Source organism: Bacillus sp. FSL W8-0102, from assembly GCF_038007225.1.
Classification (GTDB): domain Bacteria; phylum Bacillota; class Bacilli; order Bacillales; family DSM-4216; genus Bacillus_O; species Bacillus_O smithii.
Genome location: NZ_JBBOWT010000001.1, coordinates 1,440,206 through 1,461,126, shown reverse-complemented (window position 1 = coordinate 1,461,126; position 20,921 = coordinate 1,440,206). Strand labels below are relative to the sequence as shown.

Annotated in this window: 22 protein-coding genes and 1 pseudogene; all 23 read right to left on the bottom strand. The window is 40.7% G+C overall.

Translation table 11 applies throughout. The features are described from left to right. Positions 1 to 74 precede the first annotated feature (74 nt). The 23 genes and pseudogenes from N1I87_RS07095 to N1I87_RS06985 all read right to left on the bottom strand — a co-directional run bounded on the left by N1I87_RS07095 (position 75) and on the right by N1I87_RS06985 (position 20,511). Positions 75 to 755 carry a zinc metallopeptidase gene (locus tag N1I87_RS07095; protein WP_003355124.1) on the bottom strand — a complete coding sequence of 227 codons (681 nt, stop codon included), beginning with the start codon at positions 753 to 755 and terminating at the stop codon, positions 75 to 77. A gap of 246 nt (positions 756 to 1,001) precedes the next feature. Then, the gene (ypjB, locus tag N1I87_RS07090) at positions 1,002 to 1,793 is read right to left on the bottom strand and encodes a sporulation protein YpjB (RefSeq protein ID WP_270583542.1); all 792 of its coding nucleotides are present in this window, start codon (positions 1,791 to 1,793) and stop codon (positions 1,002 to 1,004) included. A gap of 84 nt (positions 1,794 to 1,877) precedes the next feature. Further along, positions 1,878 to 2,489, bottom strand: a complete 612-nt coding sequence (locus N1I87_RS07085; protein WP_341101143.1) for a DUF1405 domain-containing protein — start codon at positions 2,487 to 2,489, stop codon at positions 1,878 to 1,880. Between the two features lie 210 nt (positions 2,490 to 2,699). Then, entirely contained in the window at positions 2,700 to 3,464 is a 765-nt protein-coding gene (locus N1I87_RS07080; RefSeq protein WP_341101141.1) for a menaquinol-cytochrome c reductase cytochrome b/c subunit, read from the bottom strand. A 56-nt stretch (positions 3,465 to 3,520) separates the two neighbouring features. Beyond that, positions 3,521 to 4,195, bottom strand: a complete 675-nt coding sequence (qcrB, locus tag N1I87_RS07075) for a menaquinol-cytochrome c reductase cytochrome b subunit (protein ID WP_003355128.1) — start codon at positions 4,193 to 4,195, stop codon at positions 3,521 to 3,523. A gap of 14 nt (positions 4,196 to 4,209) precedes the next feature. Then, positions 4,210 to 4,716 carry a ubiquinol-cytochrome c reductase iron-sulfur subunit gene (locus tag N1I87_RS07070; protein WP_003355129.1) on the bottom strand — a complete coding sequence of 169 codons (507 nt, stop codon included), beginning with the start codon at positions 4,714 to 4,716 and terminating at the stop codon, positions 4,210 to 4,212. A 147-nt stretch (positions 4,717 to 4,863) separates the two neighbouring features. After that, positions 4,864 to 5,325, bottom strand: coding sequence for a YpiF family protein (locus N1I87_RS07065; protein WP_341103303.1), 462 nt, complete (start codon positions 5,323 to 5,325; stop codon positions 4,864 to 4,866). Positions 5,326 to 5,564: 239 nt separating this feature from the next. Next, entirely contained in the window at positions 5,565 to 6,107 is a 543-nt protein-coding gene (locus tag N1I87_RS07060) for a ReoY family proteolytic degradation factor (protein WP_003355131.1), read from the bottom strand. 38 nt (positions 6,108 to 6,145) lie between these two features. Next, positions 6,146 to 7,402, bottom strand: coding sequence for a tetratricopeptide repeat protein (locus N1I87_RS07055; RefSeq protein ID WP_341101139.1), 1,257 nt, complete (start codon positions 7,400 to 7,402; stop codon positions 6,146 to 6,148). Positions 7,403 to 7,829: 427 nt separating this feature from the next. Continuing rightward, positions 7,830 to 9,104 (bottom strand): 3-phosphoshikimate 1-carboxyvinyltransferase, encoded by a 1,275-nt coding sequence (gene aroA, locus N1I87_RS07050; RefSeq protein ID WP_003355135.1) that lies wholly within the window; start codon positions 9,102 to 9,104, stop codon positions 7,830 to 7,832. Positions 9,105 to 9,124: 20 nt separating this feature from the next. After that, positions 9,125 to 10,234, bottom strand: coding sequence for a prephenate dehydrogenase (locus N1I87_RS07045; RefSeq protein ID WP_341101138.1), 1,110 nt, complete (start codon positions 10,232 to 10,234; stop codon positions 9,125 to 9,127). 18 nt (positions 10,235 to 10,252) lie between these two features. Next, complete coding sequence (hisC, locus tag N1I87_RS07040; RefSeq protein ID WP_341101137.1) at positions 10,253 to 11,350, bottom strand: histidinol-phosphate transaminase; 1,098 nt, start codon at positions 11,348 to 11,350, stop codon at positions 10,253 to 10,255. Positions 11,351 to 11,426: 76 nt separating this feature from the next. Further along, a pseudogene (gene aroH, locus N1I87_RS07035) lies at positions 11,427 to 11,810 on the bottom strand (chorismate mutase). A gap of 86 nt (positions 11,811 to 11,896) precedes the next feature. Continuing rightward, positions 11,897 to 12,988, bottom strand: a complete 1,092-nt coding sequence (gene aroB / locus N1I87_RS07030) for a 3-dehydroquinate synthase (RefSeq protein WP_341101136.1) — start codon at positions 12,986 to 12,988, stop codon at positions 11,897 to 11,899. Between the two features lies 1 nt (position 12,989). Further along, the gene (gene aroC / locus N1I87_RS07025) at positions 12,990 to 14,156 is read right to left on the bottom strand and encodes a chorismate synthase (RefSeq protein ID WP_341101134.1); all 1,167 of its coding nucleotides are present in this window, start codon (positions 14,154 to 14,156) and stop codon (positions 12,990 to 12,992) included. A gap of 326 nt (positions 14,157 to 14,482) precedes the next feature. Continuing rightward, a complete protein-coding gene (locus N1I87_RS07020; RefSeq protein WP_048623567.1) occupies positions 14,483 to 15,256 on the bottom strand; it encodes a CheR family methyltransferase in 774 nt (257 codons plus the stop codon). Positions 15,257 to 15,615: 359 nt separating this feature from the next. After that, on the bottom strand, positions 15,616 to 16,062 hold the full coding sequence (gene ndk, locus N1I87_RS07015) for a nucleoside-diphosphate kinase (RefSeq protein ID WP_048623568.1): 447 nt from the start codon (positions 16,060 to 16,062) through the stop codon (positions 15,616 to 15,618). Positions 16,063 to 16,163: 101 nt separating this feature from the next. After that, positions 16,164 to 17,126 carry a heptaprenyl diphosphate synthase component II gene (gene hepT / locus N1I87_RS07010; protein WP_341101133.1) on the bottom strand — a complete coding sequence of 321 codons (963 nt, stop codon included), beginning with the start codon at positions 17,124 to 17,126 and terminating at the stop codon, positions 16,164 to 16,166. Between the two features lie 17 nt (positions 17,127 to 17,143). After that, the gene (gene menG / locus N1I87_RS07005) at positions 17,144 to 17,857 is read right to left on the bottom strand and encodes a demethylmenaquinone methyltransferase (protein ID WP_270584609.1); all 714 of its coding nucleotides are present in this window, start codon (positions 17,855 to 17,857) and stop codon (positions 17,144 to 17,146) included. 3 nt (positions 17,858 to 17,860) lie between these two features. Then, positions 17,861 to 18,673: a heptaprenyl diphosphate synthase component 1 gene (locus N1I87_RS07000; protein ID WP_270584608.1), complete on the bottom strand. Its 813-nt coding sequence runs from the start codon at positions 18,671 to 18,673 to the stop codon at positions 17,861 to 17,863. 188 nt (positions 18,674 to 18,861) lie between these two features. Beyond that, positions 18,862 to 19,086 (bottom strand): trp RNA-binding attenuation protein MtrB, encoded by a 225-nt coding sequence (gene mtrB / locus N1I87_RS06995; RefSeq protein WP_003355147.1) that lies wholly within the window; start codon positions 19,084 to 19,086, stop codon positions 18,862 to 18,864. A 30-nt stretch (positions 19,087 to 19,116) separates the two neighbouring features. Beyond that, entirely contained in the window at positions 19,117 to 19,686 is a 570-nt protein-coding gene (gene folE / locus N1I87_RS06990) for a GTP cyclohydrolase I FolE (RefSeq protein ID WP_003355148.1), read from the bottom strand. Between the two features lie 552 nt (positions 19,687 to 20,238). Beyond that, positions 20,239 to 20,511: an HU family DNA-binding protein gene (locus N1I87_RS06985; RefSeq protein ID WP_003355150.1), complete on the bottom strand. Its 273-nt coding sequence runs from the start codon at positions 20,509 to 20,511 to the stop codon at positions 20,239 to 20,241. Positions 20,512 to 20,921 lie beyond the last annotated feature (410 nt).

The following is a 20,921-nucleotide window of genomic DNA, read 5'->3' as shown; positions in this document are numbered from 1 at the left end:
ACGGACGAAAAAAGATCAGACTCTCGATCCAAAACGTCGAAAGTCTGATCTTTTTAAATCCTCATTCATCCATTTTAATTATCTTCGTTATTTTGCATTCCGACAAATACAAGAATTAAACGAATTAGTTCCAAAATGGCAACCGCTGCGGCAGCCACGTACGTCATTGCAGCCGCGCCAAGCACTTTACGAGCTTCTCTTTTTTCATCGTTGCGGATAATGCCTATAGAGACTAACTGTTTCAACGCCCGCGATGACGCATTAAATTCCACCGGCAGCGTAATGACTTGAAACAGTACTCCGGCCGACATCAAAATAATACCGAGCAGAAACAATTTCGTCATGGTGGTTAACATCCCAATGAAAATGAAGATCCAAGATAAACTGGAACTAAAATTAGCAATGGGAACAAGCGCATGGCGAAAACGTAAAAAGGAATATCCTACTTTGTCTTGAATGGCGTGGCCGACTTCGTGCGCCGCAACAGAAGCGCCGGCAATCGAATTGCCCCAATAGTTATTTGGTGATAAATGAACTGTTTTCGTTATCGGATTATAGTGATCACTTAAAAAGCCTTCCGTTTCCAGTACTTTTACGTGATACAAGCCATTTTCATCCAAAATTCGACGAGCCACTTCAGCTCCCGTCATCCCTGTAGAATAGGGGACGTCGGAAAACTTATCATACGTTCTTTTTACCCTAAATTGTGCCCAAATGGGTATTAACGCAATCAGGATAAAATAGAGAATATACATGTTAAGTTGATAACCTCCATTTAAGTTCTGATTTGATTTTAACTATAAAACCTTTTCATTTTCCATCATTCAGCCAAAACGATCTAAGTCAATATCGGACAGTGTTAGTGAGAAGCGACCATTTTGCCTTCACCTCTTACGACCAACCCGTTTTCGAGTCCATTCTTCAGTGATTTACTTAGGACTCTACACGATTTACGGTCGCATTGTATTTGCATTTATTTTAGTATTAAAATAAATGCATTGTCAATCTTTCTGCTTGCGAGGTTTCTTCTCTTCTTTTTCCCCTTTGTATTTTCTCCATCCCACATAGGATAATGTACCGATAATAATACTTCCGGTTGAAATAATGACCCACCACAGCGACGGATCCGCTTCGTCTTCTTCCGTTCTGTCAAACAATTTTTGCAAATCCGATTGAAGATCATTTAATTGGGACACGGCCTCTTTCTTCTTTAAATTGTCAGCACTGTATTGATCGATATATTGAATTTTCGCATCCAGTTTTTGAACTTCTTCCACCGGTATATCCACTCTTAAACTCGGTTCAATAATACTATACTTTTCTAAAAAATGGTTGACTGTTTGGCGGTAGACTTCTTTGTTACCAATCTTGGCCGCCTCCTTCACATGTTGAAAAGCCGTTAAAACAGGTTCTTTCATTTCCGACCATAAGGGCTGATATCGAGACGTCAACGCATCCACTACTAAACGAAAGGTTGTGACTGCATCTACTCTTTGTTCGTGATTCATCGATGTACTATTTAAGGCTCTTAACGCCTGATGATGCGCCACTGTTAAAATCCGAATATCATCCATGGTGAATGTTTGATGAAGAATGGCTGATTTCGTAAACTTTTCCGAAAAATCATTCAAGAGCTGCTTTGCTTCGGTGTAATGATAGCTTTTCGTCATCTGTAAAGCTTCTTCAACCGTCGAATCCAGCTTCTGCATCGGCGACGATTCTTCCGCCGCCAAAACAGCGTCGACGAATCCAAAAGTAATCATGATCGTCAGGAGTATTCTAATAAAGAGCATTCCAGTCCCCCCTAATGCTACTAATTCAGTGTATGTGAAGAGGGACAAGAGTAGAACTCTTCCTTAAAGCGACAACCGTTCGAATCACTCCTGCCCGTTATGCCAAGGAAAAGCTAACGTAATCCGTTTTTTGCGCATACTAAAGAAATAAGTAAGTCCAATGGAACAGATGCTAAGCCAAAACGTAAAGTACCCAATGGGTCTTATGTATAAATTCAGTTGCGGATATATAGGGTATTGCATGAACACATAATCAATCATTTCGTTATGCAATGTCCAAATGGCCGCCACGGCAAAATGCCATGGCTTAATCCTGTAAAAGGGAGAATAAAGGATCTCTTCGATCGCCATAGCCAAATGGGATATCATCAACATATAGCCTTGCCAAGGCAAAGATCCGGAAACGGTTAATGTAAGCAAATTCATGACAACCGCCCAAATGCCATATTTAAAAAGGGTCATGGCCGCTAAAGCAGCAGGTAGCCCCCAATTTTTTTTCAGCCAAAATCCCGTCAGCGCAATAACAAAAAACAAGCTCGCTGTCGGGCTGTCGGGAACAAACGGAAGAAACCACCATTCCGTATTCTTCATTTGCGGAATATACCATATATATCCGTATACGGTTCCGGCTAAATTCACAATCCATAATAATTGTAAAAACTTCTTGTTACCCAATACAAGATATAAACGATTCACTTTTTTGTCTCCTACTTATTCTCTTTCGATTTCTCGCAAAACGAGAACATCTCATCATGAACAACCTATTATGACCTTTGTACACGTATTGATTCTCCCATCAAATATTCCGCTGATCAATATCTTTCTATTTTTTCTTTTCGATCGACAAAAGTAAAATCTTCTAAGAAAAATCAAAAAGAGCCAGCAAGAGCTGACTCTTGACTCTCTTTATTTTGTTTTTAAATTGGCAATGAAGTTTGCCAATTTATCGAGTTCTTGATCGGTGCCTTTAAATTGACCGGGAGGCATATTTCCTTTTCCGTTTCTGGCTATTTTCTTAATTTCCTCAGGCTTTAAACCTGTGTCTACGAGACTAGGAGCAGCTGCTCCGCCGGTGAGCTTTTCGCCGTGGCAGTTAATACAGCCATTTTTTTGAAAAAGCTGATAGCCTTCTGAACTTTTGTCAATTTTCACTTCTTGAACAATTTTCCCCTGTTCTTCTGCCGCCTTCCAATCGTGAGTAACGACGGACTGCCATGTCAAAAAGATCATCGCTGCCAACGTCAGCAGCATAAATCCAGTCGCAAACGGACGTTTTAACGGGCGGCGATGCGGCCCCCGATCGATAAACGGTGCCAAAAGCAGGGCTGCAAAAGCAATCCCGGGAATAACCAGTCCGATTACTTCATAGGGGCCAGACGCGTAACTGTATTTCAAAAGCTGATAAAGAAACAAAAAATACCAATCCGGCATTGGAATATAGCCCGTATCCGTCGGGTCTGCAATCCGTTCAAGCGGCGACGGATGTGCAATCGTTAAGCATAAATATCCTACCAAGAAAACAGCGCCGACCATCCATTCTTTCAAAAGAAAGTTCGGCCAAAAGGCTTCTGTTTTTCCCGGGTACTCTGAATAATCTTTCGGAATATTCGGTTTCCGTTCAGCGGGAACACGGGAATCCCCGACAAATTTCATCCCTTTTCCGCGATGCATACGTTCCCCTCCTTTTGGTCATATGATTCTAATTTTATTCGATCATCCGCTAAGAGCTAGAGCGGGCCGGAAATGCCTTGCCTACGGATCATCAAAAAGTGTGCAGCCATTAATCCGAGCAGTATTGCAGGAAGGAAAAAGACATGTATGGCAAAAAAGCGTGTAAGAGTTTGTGCACCTACAATGTCATGATGGCCGGCCAGCAATACTTTCAGCCACTCGCCAATCACTGGTGTCGCCGCGGCAATTTGCAAACCAACTTTCGTCGCAAACAGCGCTTTCATATCCCACGGCAACAAATAACCGGTAAAGCCTAGTCCCAGCATGACAAAAAAGATCAAAACGCCCACTATCCAGTTTAATTCGCGCGGTTTTTTGTATGCACCTTGGAAAAAGACCCGCAATGTATGTAAAAAGATCATGACAATAACAAGACTGGCTCCCCAATGGTGCATGCCGCGAACAATTTGTCCGAAAGCGACTTCATTTTGCAAATAATAGACCGATTGCCATGCATTTTTAATATCCGGTACATAATACATGGTTAAAAACATGCCGGAAAGAATTTGAATGACAACGATAAAAAACGTCAATCCTCCAAAACAGTACACGAAGGCAGAAAAATGATGCGCCGGATTCACATGCTCAGGAACCTCATGGTCTGCTATATCCCGCCATAAAGGCGTAATATCTAAACGTTCATCAATCCAATCATACAGTTTGTTCAGCAAGGATTACGCCCCCTTTATACGAGATTATTCGCCTTTGGTTTTCCAAGATACAAATAGCCGTCTTTTACTTTTACCGGATAAACGTCTAACGGTTTTGTAGGCGGAGTACCGGGTACGTTTTTCCCATTTTTGTGGTAAAGACCTCCGTGGCAAGGACAGAAAAACATATTGGGGTGGGACTTGTTTGCATTCCAGTTGACGGTGCAGCCTAGATGCTTACAAATAGGGGAAAGAGCCACAATGTCTCCATTCTTCGTTTTATAAACCCAGGCTGTTTGAGTGACATTGGACGTATACCAGGCATCCTTTTGCTCGTAAGTGAAGTCTACACGCGTTGGAGTTTCTGTCAAATCATCAACCTTTTGCTTCGTCGCATGAAAATTGCCTTTTCCTTCGGCTGCCAGGACAGGATCAATGGCAAAACGAAGCATCGGCATAAGAACACCAGCTGCCATGAAACCGCCTACACCAGTAAGCGTATAATTTAGAAATTGGCGTCTAGATACACGCTCCTTGCTCATATGTTTCCTCCTTCAATTTTGAACTAAGCCCATTCGGACCTTTACGTACAACAATAAAGTTAGTCATCATTATGATAAATCATACAGAAGTTGAAATCAATAACAATTGTCCAAAAGTTTATAAAATACTAAATATTTAGAAATCATCTATTGTTTTTCCCATTTCTCAAGAATCTTATGTACATACTGTTTGACTTGATTTTCGATGAAATCGTATTTAAAGGAATCGTCCATATCCTCCATCGGGGTCGCAGGAAGCCAAATGAGCGTTCCTTTCAGCTGGCTTTCTCTTGATTTCCAGTTGGCATCGGATGTGATAAAAAACAGATGCACAAATCCTTCTTCATGTAATAAGTCAGACCAGCGGTTTAGGAGTGAAGATTTTTCATCCGTTATTTCTTGTGATAAATAAACAATGGCTGGAAACAACATGATTCTTCCTCTGAATTGTTTTTCAAGACAACTCGAAAACAATTGGATATATTCTCCTTGTGAAGCGGATCGCCTCATTTCATTTCCAAAACCAATCGGCAAGAGCGGTATCACGGCACTATCAATAAAGCTCTTTTCTTGTTGATAAAGTCGTGCGTCCCTCCCATTCCATATCATTATTTTCACCTCTTTTTTCTCCCATTATAACAAATTTTTCCAAAAGAACGATAAAAATTTCGATTACAGTAGTCGTTACTGCTTCGAAAGCAGATGACAAAGAAAAAACGAATGCTAAGATCAACATTTGAAGTTCTCGTATATGATGGCCGGTATTCTTGCCAATATACCACACTTGATGCTTTCTTTCACTTTCAGATAAAAGAAAAACCCCTTTAACAACAACGTGTAAAAGGGATTTATCGTTCCAGTTCTTTTAACTTTTCAGTTAAAATTTGAAAAGCTTCTTTATCATTTTTGTCTAATGCCTCATCAATGGCCTTCAGAAGTTTTTCTTTTTGAAATTTATAGATGCTGTCCTTTAGAAACTGTTCTGCTAAAAACCGATCTTTTTCGGTGATTTTTAAATTTCTCGGCATATAAGGGTTTTCTTCAAGCACAAGCGCATATTGATGAGAAGTATTGGCTCCGCGAAATTTTAATTCTATATAGATATCTTCATCTTTATTCAAGCGGATATCATGAAAGGATTTTTCGGCATCTGTCGTCATGATATTATTTTTGAAAAAACGAAATGGAGTACTGTCTACGCAATGTGTGGACATCACAATTCCTCTAGGGCAATACTGTGCATCTTCCACAAAATGAACTTTCTCCATCAATTGATCGTGGCTCATTAAATAGTTTAGAATCCAGACCGACTCTCTTCTTTTTAATTGATAATGATTTAAAAACCAGCGAATAAAATCTTTCTTTTCATTCACAGAAACAGGGGTTGCCATGTTCTTTCCCTCCTTACTGTGTAATAAAGCTCACAGAATCACTCAAGTCTTTCCAGCAAAAGAATCCATTCTTCATTGGTCGGATCCTTTTCCAACAGCTTATGAAATATTTCTGCAGCTTTTTGCGTTTTTCCTTCTTCCAAAAGAAAATAACCGTATTCTTCAAGAAAATCTTGATTGTTTTTAAAATCATTATATGCTTTCTGGTACATTTTTAATGCCTCTGAATATTGCTCTAAGCCGTGAAGAGCTTTCGCTTGATCCCATAAAAACTGAGGGTCGTCTTCCCCTTCGTTTTGCACTTGCTTAATAATATCCAATATGTCGCTGTACCGTTCCTGAGTCATGTATAATTTATTAAGAGTGAGTGCTGCTTCCAAATAGCCCGGGTCTAATCGCAATGCCTGTTGGAAAAATGACTCCGCTTCGTCCTCTTTTTGCAATTTCAAAGCAATCTTTCCTCCAAGGAAGTACAATTCCTTTTGAAATTCATCGTGTGAAATTCCTTCCTTAATCGATTGCAATGCTTGTTCAAGCATTTCTTCATGCTCGTAGGATCTTGCTAAATAAAGATACAATGAGTGATAATCAGGATCGAGGGCTTTTAATTCCGAAAATTTTTCAATCGCCGTTTGATAATAACCGGCTTGATAGGCAGTTAACCCAAAGCCAAATAAAGTATTGACTTCTAATTTTTCATCCAATGCATCGTCATAATAAGGCAAAGCCTCTTCAAACTCCCCGGCAGCGCTTAAAGCTTCGGCGATTCGTTGGCGAATTTGAGTACCCGCCAATTCGTATATCTGTTGATCGATTAACTTATGATAGTAATCAACCGCTTCACGATACCGTCCTTGTTCCATATAAAGTTCGCCAAGAGCAAAATCAATCACTGGCTCATCTTTTGCTAATTCTTTGGCCATTAACAGTTTTTGCTCACTTACTTCATACAATCCCTGCATTTGATACAAATCAGCTAATAGCAGCAGTGCTCGCGGGTAGGACGGATCCGATGCGTCAATTTTTTCCAAAAGAAGTATGGCCTCTTCTTCTTGATTGAGATCTACGAACGTTTCGGCGAGAAGGACAATTAATTCTCCTTCTTCAGGATATTTTTCCAGAAGAATCTGATACAAATTCTTTGCATCTTCAGGAAATCCAAGCTGGTTTAATTCTTCTGCAAGAAGATATTGTTCTTCATCACTCCCGCTTTTTTTTACTTTATCAATAAGCTTTTTTGCTTTATCTAATTGTCCATTTTCAAATAATTGGATGATTTTTTCCACGTTGTTCATCACAAGTATTTCTCCTTTTAGCGTAAACTCGTTTGACGGATTAGGTAATGTTAAAAATGAAAAGCGACTATTCTTGGAAAACTCCATCAGATTGGTGAACCCAATGATCATCCTGTAAATCATCATGAATCTGCTGTTAATAGTAAAGCAAAGTTCTTTTTCCTTCAACTAAAATGCCATTCTTACTTTTCTATAATTCTCTTTTGCGGCGAATATTCCCTTCATAAAATCGTCAATGTGCTTGAAAAAATAAATTCGATAAAACCAAAAACCGAAATTCCCAGGATCAGTCTTTGTGTCGGCGGCATCTCTTTGGATCATCTTTCTTCCATAAAACGGAAGCGGGCAAATTGAGCAAGATTTCTTTTCGGATAGAAGAAATAAGAAAAGCCTCGACAAGACCGAAAGTCTTGAGAGGCTATGACTTTTAAATCAACTTTTGCAAATCGTCAAAGAAATTGGGGTAAGAGACAGATATGCATTCCGGGTTATCTAAATCGACCGGATCTTTTGACAGCAAAGCAGCTATGGCGAGCATCATTCCAATACGATGATCTCCAAAACTGGACACTTTACCGCCTTTTAATGCCGTTTTTCCCCGTATGACCATCCCATCTTTTCTCGATTCAATATCCGCTCCCAATTTTTTCAATTCTCCCACGACGGTATCGATGCGGTTTGTTTCCTTTACTTTTAATTCCTCCGCATCTTTAATCACCGTTTCCCCTTCTGCTTGAGTAGCCATTAAAGCGATAATAGGAATCTCATCAATCAATCGCGGAATTAAACTGCCTCCGATTTCAATGCCTTTTAATTGGGAATAGCGTATCACAATCGTACCCGTTTCTTCGCCATTAGACGAGAGATCAGACAACTCCAAATCCGCTCCCATTTCCTTCAAAACATCAATGATTCCAGAACGAGTCGGATTTAAACCTACATTTTTTAAAATAATCTCGCTTCCTGGAATGATCGCTCCAGCCGCCAGGAAAAAGGCAGCTGACGATATATCTCCCGGCACATAAATGTCTCTTCCTTCAAATGATTGAGATCCTTTAACGGAAATGGTCATGCCTTCTCGGATACATTCACCGCCAAATTCCTTGATCATTTTTTCGGTATGATCTCTAGTTGGGGCCATTTCTTCAATCACGGTGGTCCCCTCCGCTTGGAGGCCTGCAAATAGCAAGGCGGATTTGACCTGGGCGCTTGCTACCGGCATTTTATAGTGAATCGACCGAAGTGATCCTCCATTAATGGAAATCGGCGTAAATTTGCCATTTTCTCTTCCCGAAATGGAGGCCCCCATTTCACGTAACGGAAGAACGACGCGATCCATCGGCCGTCTGCCTATGGATTCATCTCCCATGAGCACGGAATGAAAAGGGCGGCCGGCAAGAATCCCCATTATTAATCTCGTCGTAGTGCCGGAATTTCCTGTGTACAATATATCCTTTGGTTCTTCCAAACCTTCCCAACCTTTTCCTAAAATGGTGATCTGTTGGCCATCTTCCTCTATATGAACGCCTAGTTTTCGAAAACAGTCTATGGTGCTTAAACAATCTTGTCCTCTTAAAAAGTGGCGAATTGTGGTTTTCCCTTGAGCGATTGAACCAAACATAATGGCACGGTGGGAAATCGACTTGTCTCCGGGTACATGAATGACTCCACGTAAATGGGAATGATTATGTGGCAACCTCATGTCTCTACCATCCTTTTCTATTACGCAAGAAATACGTCATAATTTGTATGTTTTTGAATACATTTTTTTGCTTTCATACGGTCATGATCGTTTTGAAAACTGATGACCAAAACACCGTATACATCTTCGCGCGTTTCCATAATTCGAATATTGGTGATGCTGATTCTTTCCTCGGCAAGGTAGCCGGTTATCTCTGAGATGACCCCCGGATAGTCGGGCACATCCACATATAAATCATAAAAGGCAGGAATTGCTCCTTTAGATGAAGAAGGCAGCTGATCGCGAAACGTTTTAGCCACAGCAAAATATTCGTACAATCCTTCCCCGTTTTCGTCTTTCAACAGCTCGGCAAATTTGTGCATCTCTTTTTGCCATACTTCTAAAAGCTGGATGAGCGTCTCCTTGTTGTGCAACGAAACATCTTTCCACATTTCAGGATTGCTGGAAGCAATGCGTGTAATATCGCGAAATCCACCCGCCGCAAGCCTAGACACTAACGGATTTTGTTGGTCAAAATGCCTGGCTTGATGGACAAGGGAAGACGCAATCACGTGAGGAAAATGGCTGATGACTCCGGTTAATTGATCATGTTCTTTAGGAGTCACTTCGATCATTTTCGCTTTTGTCCCTTTGAGCCACTCCTTCAATGTATTTAGCTCTTCAATACTGGTTTGTTCATCGGGAGTCAATAAATAAAACGCATTTTCAAAAAGAATTTTCTTAGCAGCCGCTACACCGCTTTTGTGGGATCCCGCCATCGGATGGCCTCCGATAAAGGAGATTCCCAAGTCATTCAATTTTTTTCCTTTTTGCATGATTCTCGCTTTCGTACTGCCTGTGTCTGTCACAATGACATTTTTTTTCAATTTGTCCGCGTTTTGGACCAATTGCTCGATGAGAATCTCGGTTTGCTTGACAGGAACAGCTAAAATGATGAGATCTGCTCTTGCTGCCAGCTCGATAAAAGAATCAGATTCTTCATCCACCACTCCCAGCGCTTTAGCCAATTTTCTCTCTGATTCTTTAATGTCAAAGCCGATAACAGTTGCATGAGGATGAGCCTCTTTAATGGTAAGTGCTAGCGATCCTCCAATTAAACCGATACCGGCGATTAAAACTGTCCCTTTCAAAAAACGATCCTCCCCACGTTAGCCAATAGCTCTTTCTTTTATAAAGCTTCGCATCGCTTCAATGACGCCTTCATTTTGTTCTTTGGAACCAACCGTCACCCTAACGGATGTTGGGAATCCAAGGGCATTGCCTAATCGAACGATATAGCCTTTTGTCATTAAATAATGGAAGACATCATCACCGTTACAGCCAAAATCAATCAAAATAAAGTTGGTTTGAGAAGAAAAATAGTTTAACTTTTCTTGACGGCAAAATTCGTAAAATTGCTCAAGTCCTTGTCGGTTTTTCTTGCGGCATTCTTCGATAAATTCTTGATCGCGAAGTGCTTGAACGGCGGCTCCTTGGCCAAATGTATTGACATTAAACGGTTCGCGCACCGCATTGAAATACTTGATGATGTCTGGGTGACCGAATGCGTAGCCTACTCGAAAGCTTGCCATACCGTATATTTTGGAAAAAGTGCGTGTAACAAGAACGTTTTTGAATGTTTTCACCAACGATACAGCATCATAAATATCGTCCGCTACAACGTATTCTCTATACGCTTCGTCTAACACGACCAGAACATGATCCGGAACTTTTTTCAAAAATGGTATCATTTCATCCTCAGTGATGTAGACCCCAGTTGGATTATTGGGATTGCATATCCACACTATGGCCGTGTTTTCATCAATGGCCGCTAACATTCCGTCCAAGTCATGAGCTCCGTTGATCAGTGGAACTTCTCTCACTTCTGCTCCTGCAATGACCGCGTTATGACGATATTGTGAAAAAGTCGGCACCGCCATGACAGTATTTTTTCCCGGCTCAAGAATCGTGCTGGAAACGACTTGTAGGATGTTGTCGGATCCATTGCCAAAAAGCAGTTGATTTTCTTCAATATTTAAGTGTTTGGCCATCTCTTTGCGCAATTCGGTTGCATATCCATCTGGATAAAGGGCAAAAGAACGATCAAAATTTTTCAGCCACTCTTTTACAAGCGGTGAACAGCCGAACGGGTTTTCATTGGATGCCAGTTTCGTTACTTTCTCAAGATTGAATTCTTTTTTCACTGCCTCTATTGTTCTTCCAGGTTGGTAAGGCTCCAAATCTAATATTTGTTTTTTCCATTTCATGTTTATCTCTCCCTGCTTTTGCACTTTATTTCTTTACCAAGATAAAGAAACCTTATCTTTATTGTAGCACTAAAGTTTATTTTTGATTAGATTCATTTGATCCTGCTAAATCCGGACGCAAAACCGTTGCGTGATTCAAATAAATATGGCGGATTTCTTCCTGAGGAACCGCCGTTTCCACATGCATCATAATCCTGATACATTTTTCTAAACTATCAGGAACAGGGATTTCTTGCATACACATAACAGGAACGTATGTCCAACCTTCGATTTCTCTAAGCGCCTTAGCTGGAAAAGCGGCAAATAAATCTTTTGTAACAGAAATGAAAACAGAAGCAACATCTTCCGGTTGAATGTTATTCGATTCGATCATTTCGACCAAAAGCTGCTTGGTCGCAGCGATGATCTCGGTTTCCTCGTTTTGTTAAACGGTTGTCGCCCCTCTTATCCCTCTAATCAATCCATTTCCTCCCTTTCTCATACACTGTTCCAAGCCATCTTAAATAGTTTTTTAGTCAAACGGACAAGGTCTTCATAACGATCGGTTCAAAGTTTAGAGAAAGATCGAATAAACTGATCCGCTTCTTTTAAGTCTTCTTGATTCATCTCCACAATGACAGGCTTTCCAATTTCTTTGAGAAGCACAAACCGAATGGAGCTGCCAATCGTTTTCTTATCTCGTTTCATGGCGGAGAAAAGCTGATTAAATGAGATCGTATCTGGTACATCCAACGAATATCCCAGTCGTTTGATCCAATCTACAAAAGACGACAAATCCAAGTCAAGCGAGTATTTTTTCTTGCTTAAATACAATGCATATACGATTCCAATCATAACCGCTTCGCCATGAGTTATTCTTCCGTAGCCAATAGTCGCTTCCAATGCATGGCCGTATGTATGCCCAAAATTTAAAAATGCCCGTATTCCTTGTTCCGTTTCATCTTCTGAAACAATGTCCGCTTTAATGCTGATGCCTTTGCATAAGCACATTTCCAGAAAATCAGAGTCCATCTTTTCAAAGGACACGAGCGTACTGGTTAGCTGATGTAAAAATGTTTTATCTTTTATCAGCGCATGTTTGATCACTTCTGCAAATCCGGAACGAACCTCTTTTTCTGGTAAACTATTGATAAAATTCGTATCAAAAATAACCGCTTCCGGCTGATGGAAGTGCCCGATCATATTTTTTCCAAGAGGATGGTTGATGGCCACTTTTCCTCCTACAGCGCTGTCGTGGGCTAGAATGGTGGTAGGAACTTGTAAAAAACGGATTCCTCTCATATAGGAAGCCGCCACATATCCGGCCAGATCTCCCGCGGCTCCTCCACCAAAAGCGATAATACATGATTTTCGATCCAAATTTTGTTCGAGTGCTTCCGTTATACACGATTCAAAAACAGCCATTGATTTAGCCGCTTCCCCTTGAGGCACTTCTTTCCATGCAAACGGGATATGGGTCGGCAGATGCTTTTTTAGCTTTTCCTTATATAGATGAGAAACATGCTTATCGGCGATCACCAGGATTTTCGTGGCATCTGACAGCTTATCCTTAAAAATTTCCGGAATCATTTCCAGCGCATTTTCTCCCACCCAAATCGGGTAGGTTTTATTTCGTGTATGGACCTCCATCTTTTCCATATTAAAACTCCCTTGCATACTTTCTTTGTTCATCGACGTTTCGAATTAACGCATCCATACGGTCGCTGTAAAATTGATCAACGATCGCCGCTGCTAATTCCCAAGCAACAACCGCTTCTGCGACCACGCTGGCAGCAGGGACGGCACAGCTGTCGGAACGCTCAATGCTGGCGGAAAACGGTTCTTTCGAGTCGATATCTACACTTTGAAGCGGTTTATAAAGTGTTGGAATAGGCTTCATGACTCCTCGGACGACTATCGGCATTCCGGTTGTCATTCCCCCTTCAAATCCGCCAAGACGGTTCGTTTTCCGCGAAAACCCTCTTTCTTCATCCCAAATGATTTCGTCGTGCACTTCGCTGCCAAACTTTCCGGCCGCTTCAAAGCCGATCCCGAATTCTACGCCTTTGAAAGCATTGATGCTGACGATCGCAGCCGCGATTTTTGCATCCAGCTTTCGGTCATAATGGACATAGCTGCCGACTCCTGCCGGCATTCCTTCAGCGACTACTTCCACTATGCCGCCGATCGAATCTCCATTTTCTTTTGCTAGGTCGATCGCTTTCATCATTTCCTTTTCCGCTTCGCTGTCAAAACAACGAACCGGAGATTGTTCAGTGACTTCTTGCAGTTCTTTTATCGATTTGTAGCGAAGGTTTTTCGCCTTTACTCCCCCGATTTCCACTACGTGAGAAGCGATTTCGATTCCAAGCAGTTTTAATAGTTTTTTGGCAACCGCACCGGCTGCTACTCGCACGGTCGTTTCTCTCGCAGACGAACGTTCAAGAACATTTCGCATATCACGGTGTCCGTATTTGATTCCCCCATTTAAATCCGCATGACCGGGACGTGGCCTCGTAACCTTTCTTTTTGTTTCTTCCGGTTGCTCCGGGGCTTCAATGCCCATAATGTTGGTCCAATGCTTCCAATCCTTGTTCTCGACAACGAGAGCGACAGGTGAGCCTAATGTCAGTCCGTGGCGAACACCGCCCTTAATCTGAACCTGGTCTTTTTCGATTTGCATTCGCCGTCCTCGCCCATAGCCCTTTTGACGACGGCTTAATTCAATATTGATGTCTTCCGCAGTTAAAGGCATTCCTGCGGGAAGGCCCTCGATAATAGCAGTTAGCTGAGGGCCATGTGATTCTCCTGCTGTTAAATATCTCATGTCACTTTCTCCCTTCAACTCGTTAAAGCGTTTATAACAATATATCATATTCCGCATGACTTGGCATAGAAAAAATGAATTTCCAAGACTTTTTCTTATTTGCCTATTATTCATAATATCATTTGTTTTCAAATAGTTCCGTCTATTATTGATTTTATTTGAAAAAAATTTCCGTCCCTCTTTGCCGAAAAAAAGCTAAACCAGCCCAAAAACAGCGGAGGGCCTTTCAGCCCCCACATATTGCCTTATGAAAGCTTTTTTCTTTATTCTTCAAAATCCAATACCTTTACGGACCCGTGATCGTTTTACGACTAACAGTCTAACATTTATAATTTCCGATAAAAAAAAGGTTCCTCCGGTTCAAAGCCATAGACTTCTGGATTAAAAATTTGCTCTGTACTCCCTACAAATAGGACGCCCCCTTCTTTCAATGCGGCGTTAAATTTTTTATACAAAAGATCTTTCGCTTCTTCTGTAAAATAAATAAGCACATTACGGCAGACGATCAAATCATAATTTTTCTCGAATGGATCTGAAAACAAGTTTTCTTTCCGAAATTGGACCGTACGCTTTATCTCATCGGATAGGCGATAAAAATCTCCCTCTTTTGTGAAGTATTTTGTTTTCATTTCCGAAGGAACTTCTTCCAAAGAACGTTCCGGGTATACTCCCATTTTTGCTTTTTGAATCGCCTTTTCGTCTATATCCGTAGCAAGAACCCTTATTTGCGATAAGGGGAGAAACTGGGACAATATCATGGCAATCGTGTATGGCTCTTCGCCAGTCGAGCAAGCAGCACTCCAAATTTTCAACTGCTTGTTTGCTGCCAGCATCCTTGGAAAAATCTTTTTCTCAAGAACTTCCCATCGTTTTCTGTTGCGGTAAAATTCCGACACGTTAATCGTCATTCGATCCAAACATTCGTTCAATAGTTCGGAATTGGTATTCATCGCTTGAAAAAACTCTTGAAAAGAGCGAAAGCCCCTTTTTTGATACAAGGAAGTCAATCTTCTCTTCATTTGCGCTTCTTTATACAACGAAAGATCGATTCCTGTTTTTTTCTTAATCGAAACAATAAATGCTTGATAATCATCCGGCATGACTTTTTCCTCTCCATCGAATTACACACATTTCCTCTTAACAGAAAGATTTAATAGCCACCAATACGGGCAGAAATCCTCAAGGTTGAAACTCCCTCTACGCCCGAACTGGTTCCACTCATTATCCATCTCCCACGGATTGAAGTTTTCGTTTGTACTTTATTATAACGAATGGAGGCAATCAGTTGAAGGCAAAAAATGCTTCGATTTCCTATTTAACGAAATCAATCATAAATTTGACATCAAGAATGAGCAGAAATTCACACGATTGAAACCCAGTCAAAATGAAATGATTCCTCCCAACAATCAAAAAAGAGCTGCCATCACGGCAACCCTTTCCTTAAGAAAAAATTTTTATCTTAATAAATCCATTGGTTGATCAATTTTGAATATTCAACGAGTTCTTCTTCTTTGAAGAAAATACCAATTTCACGCTCTGCACTTTCCGGAGAATCAGATCCATGAATGACGTTTTTGCTTACAGTCAGTCCAAAATCTCCTCTGATGGTTCCCGGAGCAGCGTCTTTCGGATTGGTCGTTCCCATCATTTGACGAGCTGTCGCAATGACATTTTCTCCTTCCCAAACCATCGCAAATACAGGTCCGGACGTAATGAATTCCACTAATTCACCGAAAAAAGGGCGTTCTTTATGTTCTTGATAGTGTTTTTCCGCCAACTCTTTCGTGACTGTCATCAATTTAGCGCCCACAAGTTGAAATCCTTTTTTTTCAAAACGGGACACAATTTCACCAATCAAATTTCTTTGGACTCCATCCGGTTTGATCATTAAAAATGTTCTTTCCATTTTCCCAACTCCTATTATGTATCACTATTGTTGTCACAAAAGACAACCCAAGAAAATAGTATCATTCGCGCAAATATTTGACAACGTTTCCATGTCTTTTTCTAATATTTTCTTTTACCGATATACTTGGCGATTTCTTTCAAAGACTTTTTTGCTTTATTGTCGGGAAGATCATCCAAGATGGCGATTGCTCGATCCAAGTATCTTTGGCTTAAATTGTTGGAACGCTGAATGGCATCACTTTGCTTGATTTGTTCGATGATCCTTTTGATATCTTTTTGGGATGTTTTTTCATTGACCGTATAGATCGCTTCCCGCAGTCCGGGCTTCTCCATGGCATATAAAACAGGGAGGGTGACATTTCCTTGAAGAAGATCGCCTCCAGCAGGTTTCCCCAACTGTTTTTCCGTTCCCGTGAAGTCCAATATATCGTCAATGATTTGATAAGACATCCCGACATTATAGCCGAAATGGTACAATTTTTTGCAAATATGGGGCGGGGCGCCGGACGCAACGGCTCCGAGCTGGCAGCTTACCGCGATCAGCAACGCCGTTTTTCTTTTAATTCGACGAAGGTAATCCCTTAGATTTTGATCAAATCGATACTTGTCTTTCATTTGTACCATTTCGCCGATACATACTTCGATGATCGTATCGGACAAGACCTTATGAACTTCCACATTTTCAAGCTTAGTCATATATTCCAACGAGCGAGCGAAAAGATAGTCACCTGTATACATCGCCACTCGGTTGTCCCATTGAGCTTTTACAGTCGGCTTTCCTCTCCTTATATCGGAATCATCGATGACATCATCGTGAACGAGAGAAGCCATATGTATAAGCTCAAGAGCTACAGCCAAATTTTTGATTTTTCCAATATCGTAATTTCCAAAATGAGCGGCCAGCAAGACAAAGATGGGGCGAATCCGTTTTCCGCCAGCCTGCAACAGTTTTAAAGAGGAGTTATAAATGATGGGGGACCGGGAATAAATGGCCTGCTCCAGTTCCCTTTCAATTAAATCAATATCCGTTTTTAAAAACGAATATAGCGATTGAAATTTCATATTTTTATCCACCTAGCTTACGTTTGTTTATATCCAAAATGGCTTGCAGCCACACCGCCATTATAAGGTTTATAAGCGACGTTAATAAATCCTGCCTTTTCAAACAGCTTTGCCAGTTCTTTCATACCTGGAAATTCGCGGGCGGATTCTTGAAGCCACGAATACTCATCATAACTTTTGGCAAAGATTTTTCCGAACAAAGGCATGATGAACCGAAAATAAAAATAATAAAGCTGCCGATATCCCCATAAAGTCGGCTGCGAAGTATCCAGACAGACTGCCATCCCGCCCGGCTTCAATACCCTGTGCATCTCCTCCAAAACGCGCAAATAATCAGGAACATTCCTTAACCCAAATCCGATCGTGACATAATCAAACGTATTATCTTCAAAAGGAAGCTCCATAGCATTGCCGTGTAGAAGCGTCACTTGGGAAAGGTTTTTTTCTTTTATCTTTTGTTCGCCGATTTTCAGCATATTTTTGCTGAAATCGAGTCCATACACTTTTCCTTCTTCACCGACCGCTTCCGCCAACGCTATCGTCCAATCGGCCGTTCCGCAGCATACATCGAGAGCGATTTTTCCTTTCTGCACATTCATTCGCTTCATTGTATCTTTTCGCCATCGCGTATGCTGCTTAAAGCTAATCAGTGAATTCATTTTATCGTAATTCGAATAAATTTTTTCAAACACATTTAAAACACGTTCTTCTTTTGATGATGGTTGATGCATTCGCTACCCTTCTTCCGCAAGTATTTTGATTGAATACGGCTCCGTTTCTAACAACGTTCGAACTTTTTCAATCAGCAATGGATCCCGATGCTCCCAAGTGTTGAGAGTTTTCTCGATTTTTTGTTTTGTCCTTTGAATGTATCGATCGCTAATGTGAAGCAAGGAGCGAAGATCACTTCCGGCCAAACTGTACAAAGAGCCTTGAGCTGTCGGAAATTGAATGGATTTCAAAGCATCAAAAAGCAAAGCCGGTTTTTGTTTTAAAAATAAGTTCCGTTCCTGCAGAAGCCTTTTGAGTAATAAAATTTCAGATATGAAAGAAGAATAAGCGCCGTATTGAAAATAAGAGTAAAATCCTTGAGCAACACCTGATTCTATCAACTTGATGCTGTTTATAATTTCGTCCGTCGATTGATTCTCATGTTGATAAACAGCGATTTTCTGCTCATTGATTTGCTTAATGGAATTAGCAAATATTCGGATCATGGATACATTTTGAACATCGGCCAAAATTTGATAATACAGCCCGCTGAAATAATCGCCTGCCAACACTTTGATTTGACGTTTCATCGCTGGTTCTTCATTAGACACAGAAACCTTTTCATGGGTATCAAGGGCAATTTGAATCAGCATAGCTGTTGTAATATAATGTTTCACGTTTTCTTTCAACGATTCTTCTTGAAATGGCAATAACAAAAATAAGAGCCGATCTTCATCAATATGCGGATCATCCAAATGCCGACTCAAGTAAGGATATGACAGCTTTTGCTGAATTTCTTCTTTAATATCCGCCATTTTCTTCAACCAAGTGTACATAAGCATTCCCCTTAATCCCATAAAAATAAAAGTATGTATCCTATTCACCCATATGTACGCGCAGTTTTTAAAACAACCAATATTATATCATACTCGCCTTTTAATTACGAACAGCGGTTGGATGAAAGAAAACACGCTGTTTTTCTTTTAAAATGAAAAACAGCTTGCTCTTCTTTCTATTTCATCTTTTATTCATCGTCCCCGCTTTTTAACTGGCCAACATTCGTCCATATTTCCGCACGCCCCCGTACTTTGATAGCGGACGTGTGTTCTGTAAATTGCGCGATCATTACTTCGCCTGCATCTAATTTTTCCGAATGGTGAAAACGAGTATCGGTCCCTCTTGTTAAGCCGATGACGTTTACTCCGTTTTCCAACGCTTTGATGACCACATAATCACTTTGATTGACCATTCCACTCTCGCTTCCTTCATGGTGAAAAGTTTATTTGATAAGAGCCAATACTTCAGCACGTGCTTGAGCATCTTGTTCGAAAATCCCTCGAACAGCAGTCGTAACCGTTTTAGATCCTGGTTTCTTGACTCCTCGCATCGTCATACACATATGCTCAGCTTCTACGACCACCATCGCTCCATGCGGATCTAATTTTTTCATGATGGCCTCTATGACTTCATCTGTAATTCTTTCTTGAAGCTGCGGACGTTTGGCCACTGCTTCTACTGCACGAGCAAGTTTGCTTAAGCCCGTTACTTTTCCGTTCTTTGGTATGTAAGCAACATGAGCCTTCCCGAAGAAAGGGACAAGATGATGTTCACACATCGAGTAAAAAGGAATATCTTTGACAAGGACTAACTCCTCATGGTCTTCGCTAAAGATGGTTTCAAAATACTCGCCGGGATCTTGTCTTAAACCCGAAAAGACTTCCTGATACATTCTTGCCACCCGTTTTGGTGTATCAATCAACCCTTCTCGTTCGGGATCTTCTCCGATTGCTTCTAAAATCAAGCGCACAGCTTGTTCAATTTGTGTCAAATTGACTTCTGTTTTTTGCATGTATAGAACCACTCCTAAAGGTATTTTCATTCGCAAGCATATGCTAATCTTCATAATAGCACACGAATAGGAAGGGGGCAAAGAAGCAATTTGCGATCTAGAGGGATTCTTTTTGCCGATTGAAAATGAAAGACAACCAAAAAGACTTTTATGGATTTGGATTAGCTTTTTCCTTTCGATAAATGTTTTATCTTTCAAAAAGTCCGTTTCCATGAGAATGAAACTCTTTAAACTATTTCAAAGCAGCGAAGATTTATGGTTTATGCATCCCACGATTCGTTTAAGACTCTTCCGCTGCAGAAACGGCTTTTTATAAATCAGTTTCTCCTATTAGGACTGCTTATCTTTGCAGAACTACCGCTTCTTAAAATGAGATACAACGCTTTCATAAGCGGAGATTTTCTCATCTTCTTCCAATGATGGTTCGTTGGACCAAACGGGCTTTTAGCGGCACTGTCCTTTCACCTGTAACTTCTTTCGCCTGCTTAAAGCGGGACAAAAAAAGAAGACTCGAAAGTACGAGTCTTCTTTCTATACCCGGCACTTATGTACTCACTTGACAGCATCCTTCAATGCTTTACCAGGTTTAAATGCAGGCACTTTGCTAGCTGCGATTTCAATTTCTTCTCCTGTTTGAGGGTTGCGTCCTTTACGCGCAGCACGTTCGCGAACTTCGAAATTTCCAAATCCGATAAGTTGAACTTTATCTCCGCTAGCCAGAGCATTTTGGATAGCAGTAAACACCGCATCCACCGCTTTTGTCGCATCTTTTTTAGAAAGTTCAGCTGCTTCTGCAACTTCGTTGATTAGTTCTGTTTTATTCACACCAATCACCTCCTCCCAAAATTAACAATGCACTTCTGCTTATTTTTCATTTTTACGCATTTTTTCCGTTTCTAAACAAACTTTATGGGAGAAACGCTATAGAATTCATGTTTATCACATCAATTCTGTTAAAAGATTATCACATAAGAATTGCCATATCAAGCACAATTCTTTTATTTCGGTCAATATTTCCTTAATCATACATAAAGGATTTCTTCCAATACTCTATTGATTTTTTTCGGTTTCCATTTTTATACTCTTTATCGCCTTTATTGTCAAGTCATACTGGAATACAAATTGGGGAAAAAATTAAATTAGAAAGAATCGTCATACATAAAGACTTGATACATTAGCTTATTTTGTCGTCTCCTGATTGGCCATAGCCTTGTTGGCAAATAACGGGCGCCCTT

Coding starts and splice junctions, on each gene's coding strand:
- N1I87_RS07095 (WP_003355124.1), bottom strand. CDS start 755: ATGTATATTCTCTATTTTATCCTGATTGCGTTAATACCCATTTGGGCA.
- ypjB (WP_270583542.1), bottom strand. CDS start 1,793: ATGCTCTTTATTAGAATACTCCTGACGATCATGATTACTTTTGGATTC.
- N1I87_RS07080 (WP_341101141.1), bottom strand. CDS start 3,464: ATGCATCGCGGAAAAGGGATGAAATTTGTCGGGGATTCCCGTGTTCCC.
- N1I87_RS07070 (WP_003355129.1), bottom strand. CDS start 4,716: ATGAGCAAGGAGCGTGTATCTAGACGCCAATTTCTAAATTATACGCTT.
- N1I87_RS07065 (WP_341103303.1), bottom strand. CDS start 5,325: ATGATATGGAATGGGAGGGACGCACGACTTTATCAACAAGAAAAGAGC.
- N1I87_RS07060 (WP_003355131.1), bottom strand. CDS start 6,107: ATGGCAACCCCTGTTTCTGTGAATGAAAAGAAAGATTTTATTCGCTGG.
- N1I87_RS07055 (WP_341101139.1), bottom strand. CDS start 7,402: ATGAACAACGTGGAAAAAATCATCCAATTATTTGAAAATGGACAATTA.
- aroA (WP_003355135.1), bottom strand. CDS start 9,104: ATGAGGTTGCCACATAATCATTCCCATTTACGTGGAGTCATTCATGTA.
- hisC (WP_341101137.1), bottom strand. CDS start 11,350: ATGAAATGGAAAAAACAAATATTAGATTTGGAGCCTTACCAACCTGGA.
- aroB (WP_341101136.1), bottom strand. CDS start 12,988: ATGGAAAAGATGGAGGTCCATACACGAAATAAAACCTACCCGATTTGG.
- aroC (WP_341101134.1), bottom strand. CDS start 14,156: ATGAGATATTTAACAGCAGGAGAATCACATGGCCCTCAGCTAACTGCT.
- N1I87_RS07020 (WP_048623567.1), bottom strand. CDS start 15,256: ATGCCGGATGATTATCAAGCATTTATTGTTTCGATTAAGAAAAAAACA.
- ndk (WP_048623568.1), bottom strand. CDS start 16,062: ATGGAAAGAACATTTTTAATGATCAAACCGGATGGAGTCCAAAGAAAT.
- hepT (WP_341101133.1), bottom strand. CDS start 17,126: ATGAAATTTCAATCGCTATATTCGTTTTTAAAAACGGATATTGATTTA.
- menG (WP_270584609.1), bottom strand. CDS start 17,857: ATGCATCAACCATCATCAAAAGAAGAACGTGTTTTAAATGTGTTTGAA.
- N1I87_RS07000 (WP_270584608.1), bottom strand. CDS start 18,673: ATGTACACTTGGTTGAAGAAAATGGCGGATATTAAAGAAGAAATTCAG.
- mtrB (WP_003355147.1), bottom strand. CDS start 19,086: ATGGTCAATCAAAGTGATTATGTGGTCATCAAAGCGTTGGAAAACGGA.
- folE (WP_003355148.1), bottom strand. CDS start 19,686: ATGCAAAAAACAGAAGTCAATTTGACACAAATTGAACAAGCTGTGCGC.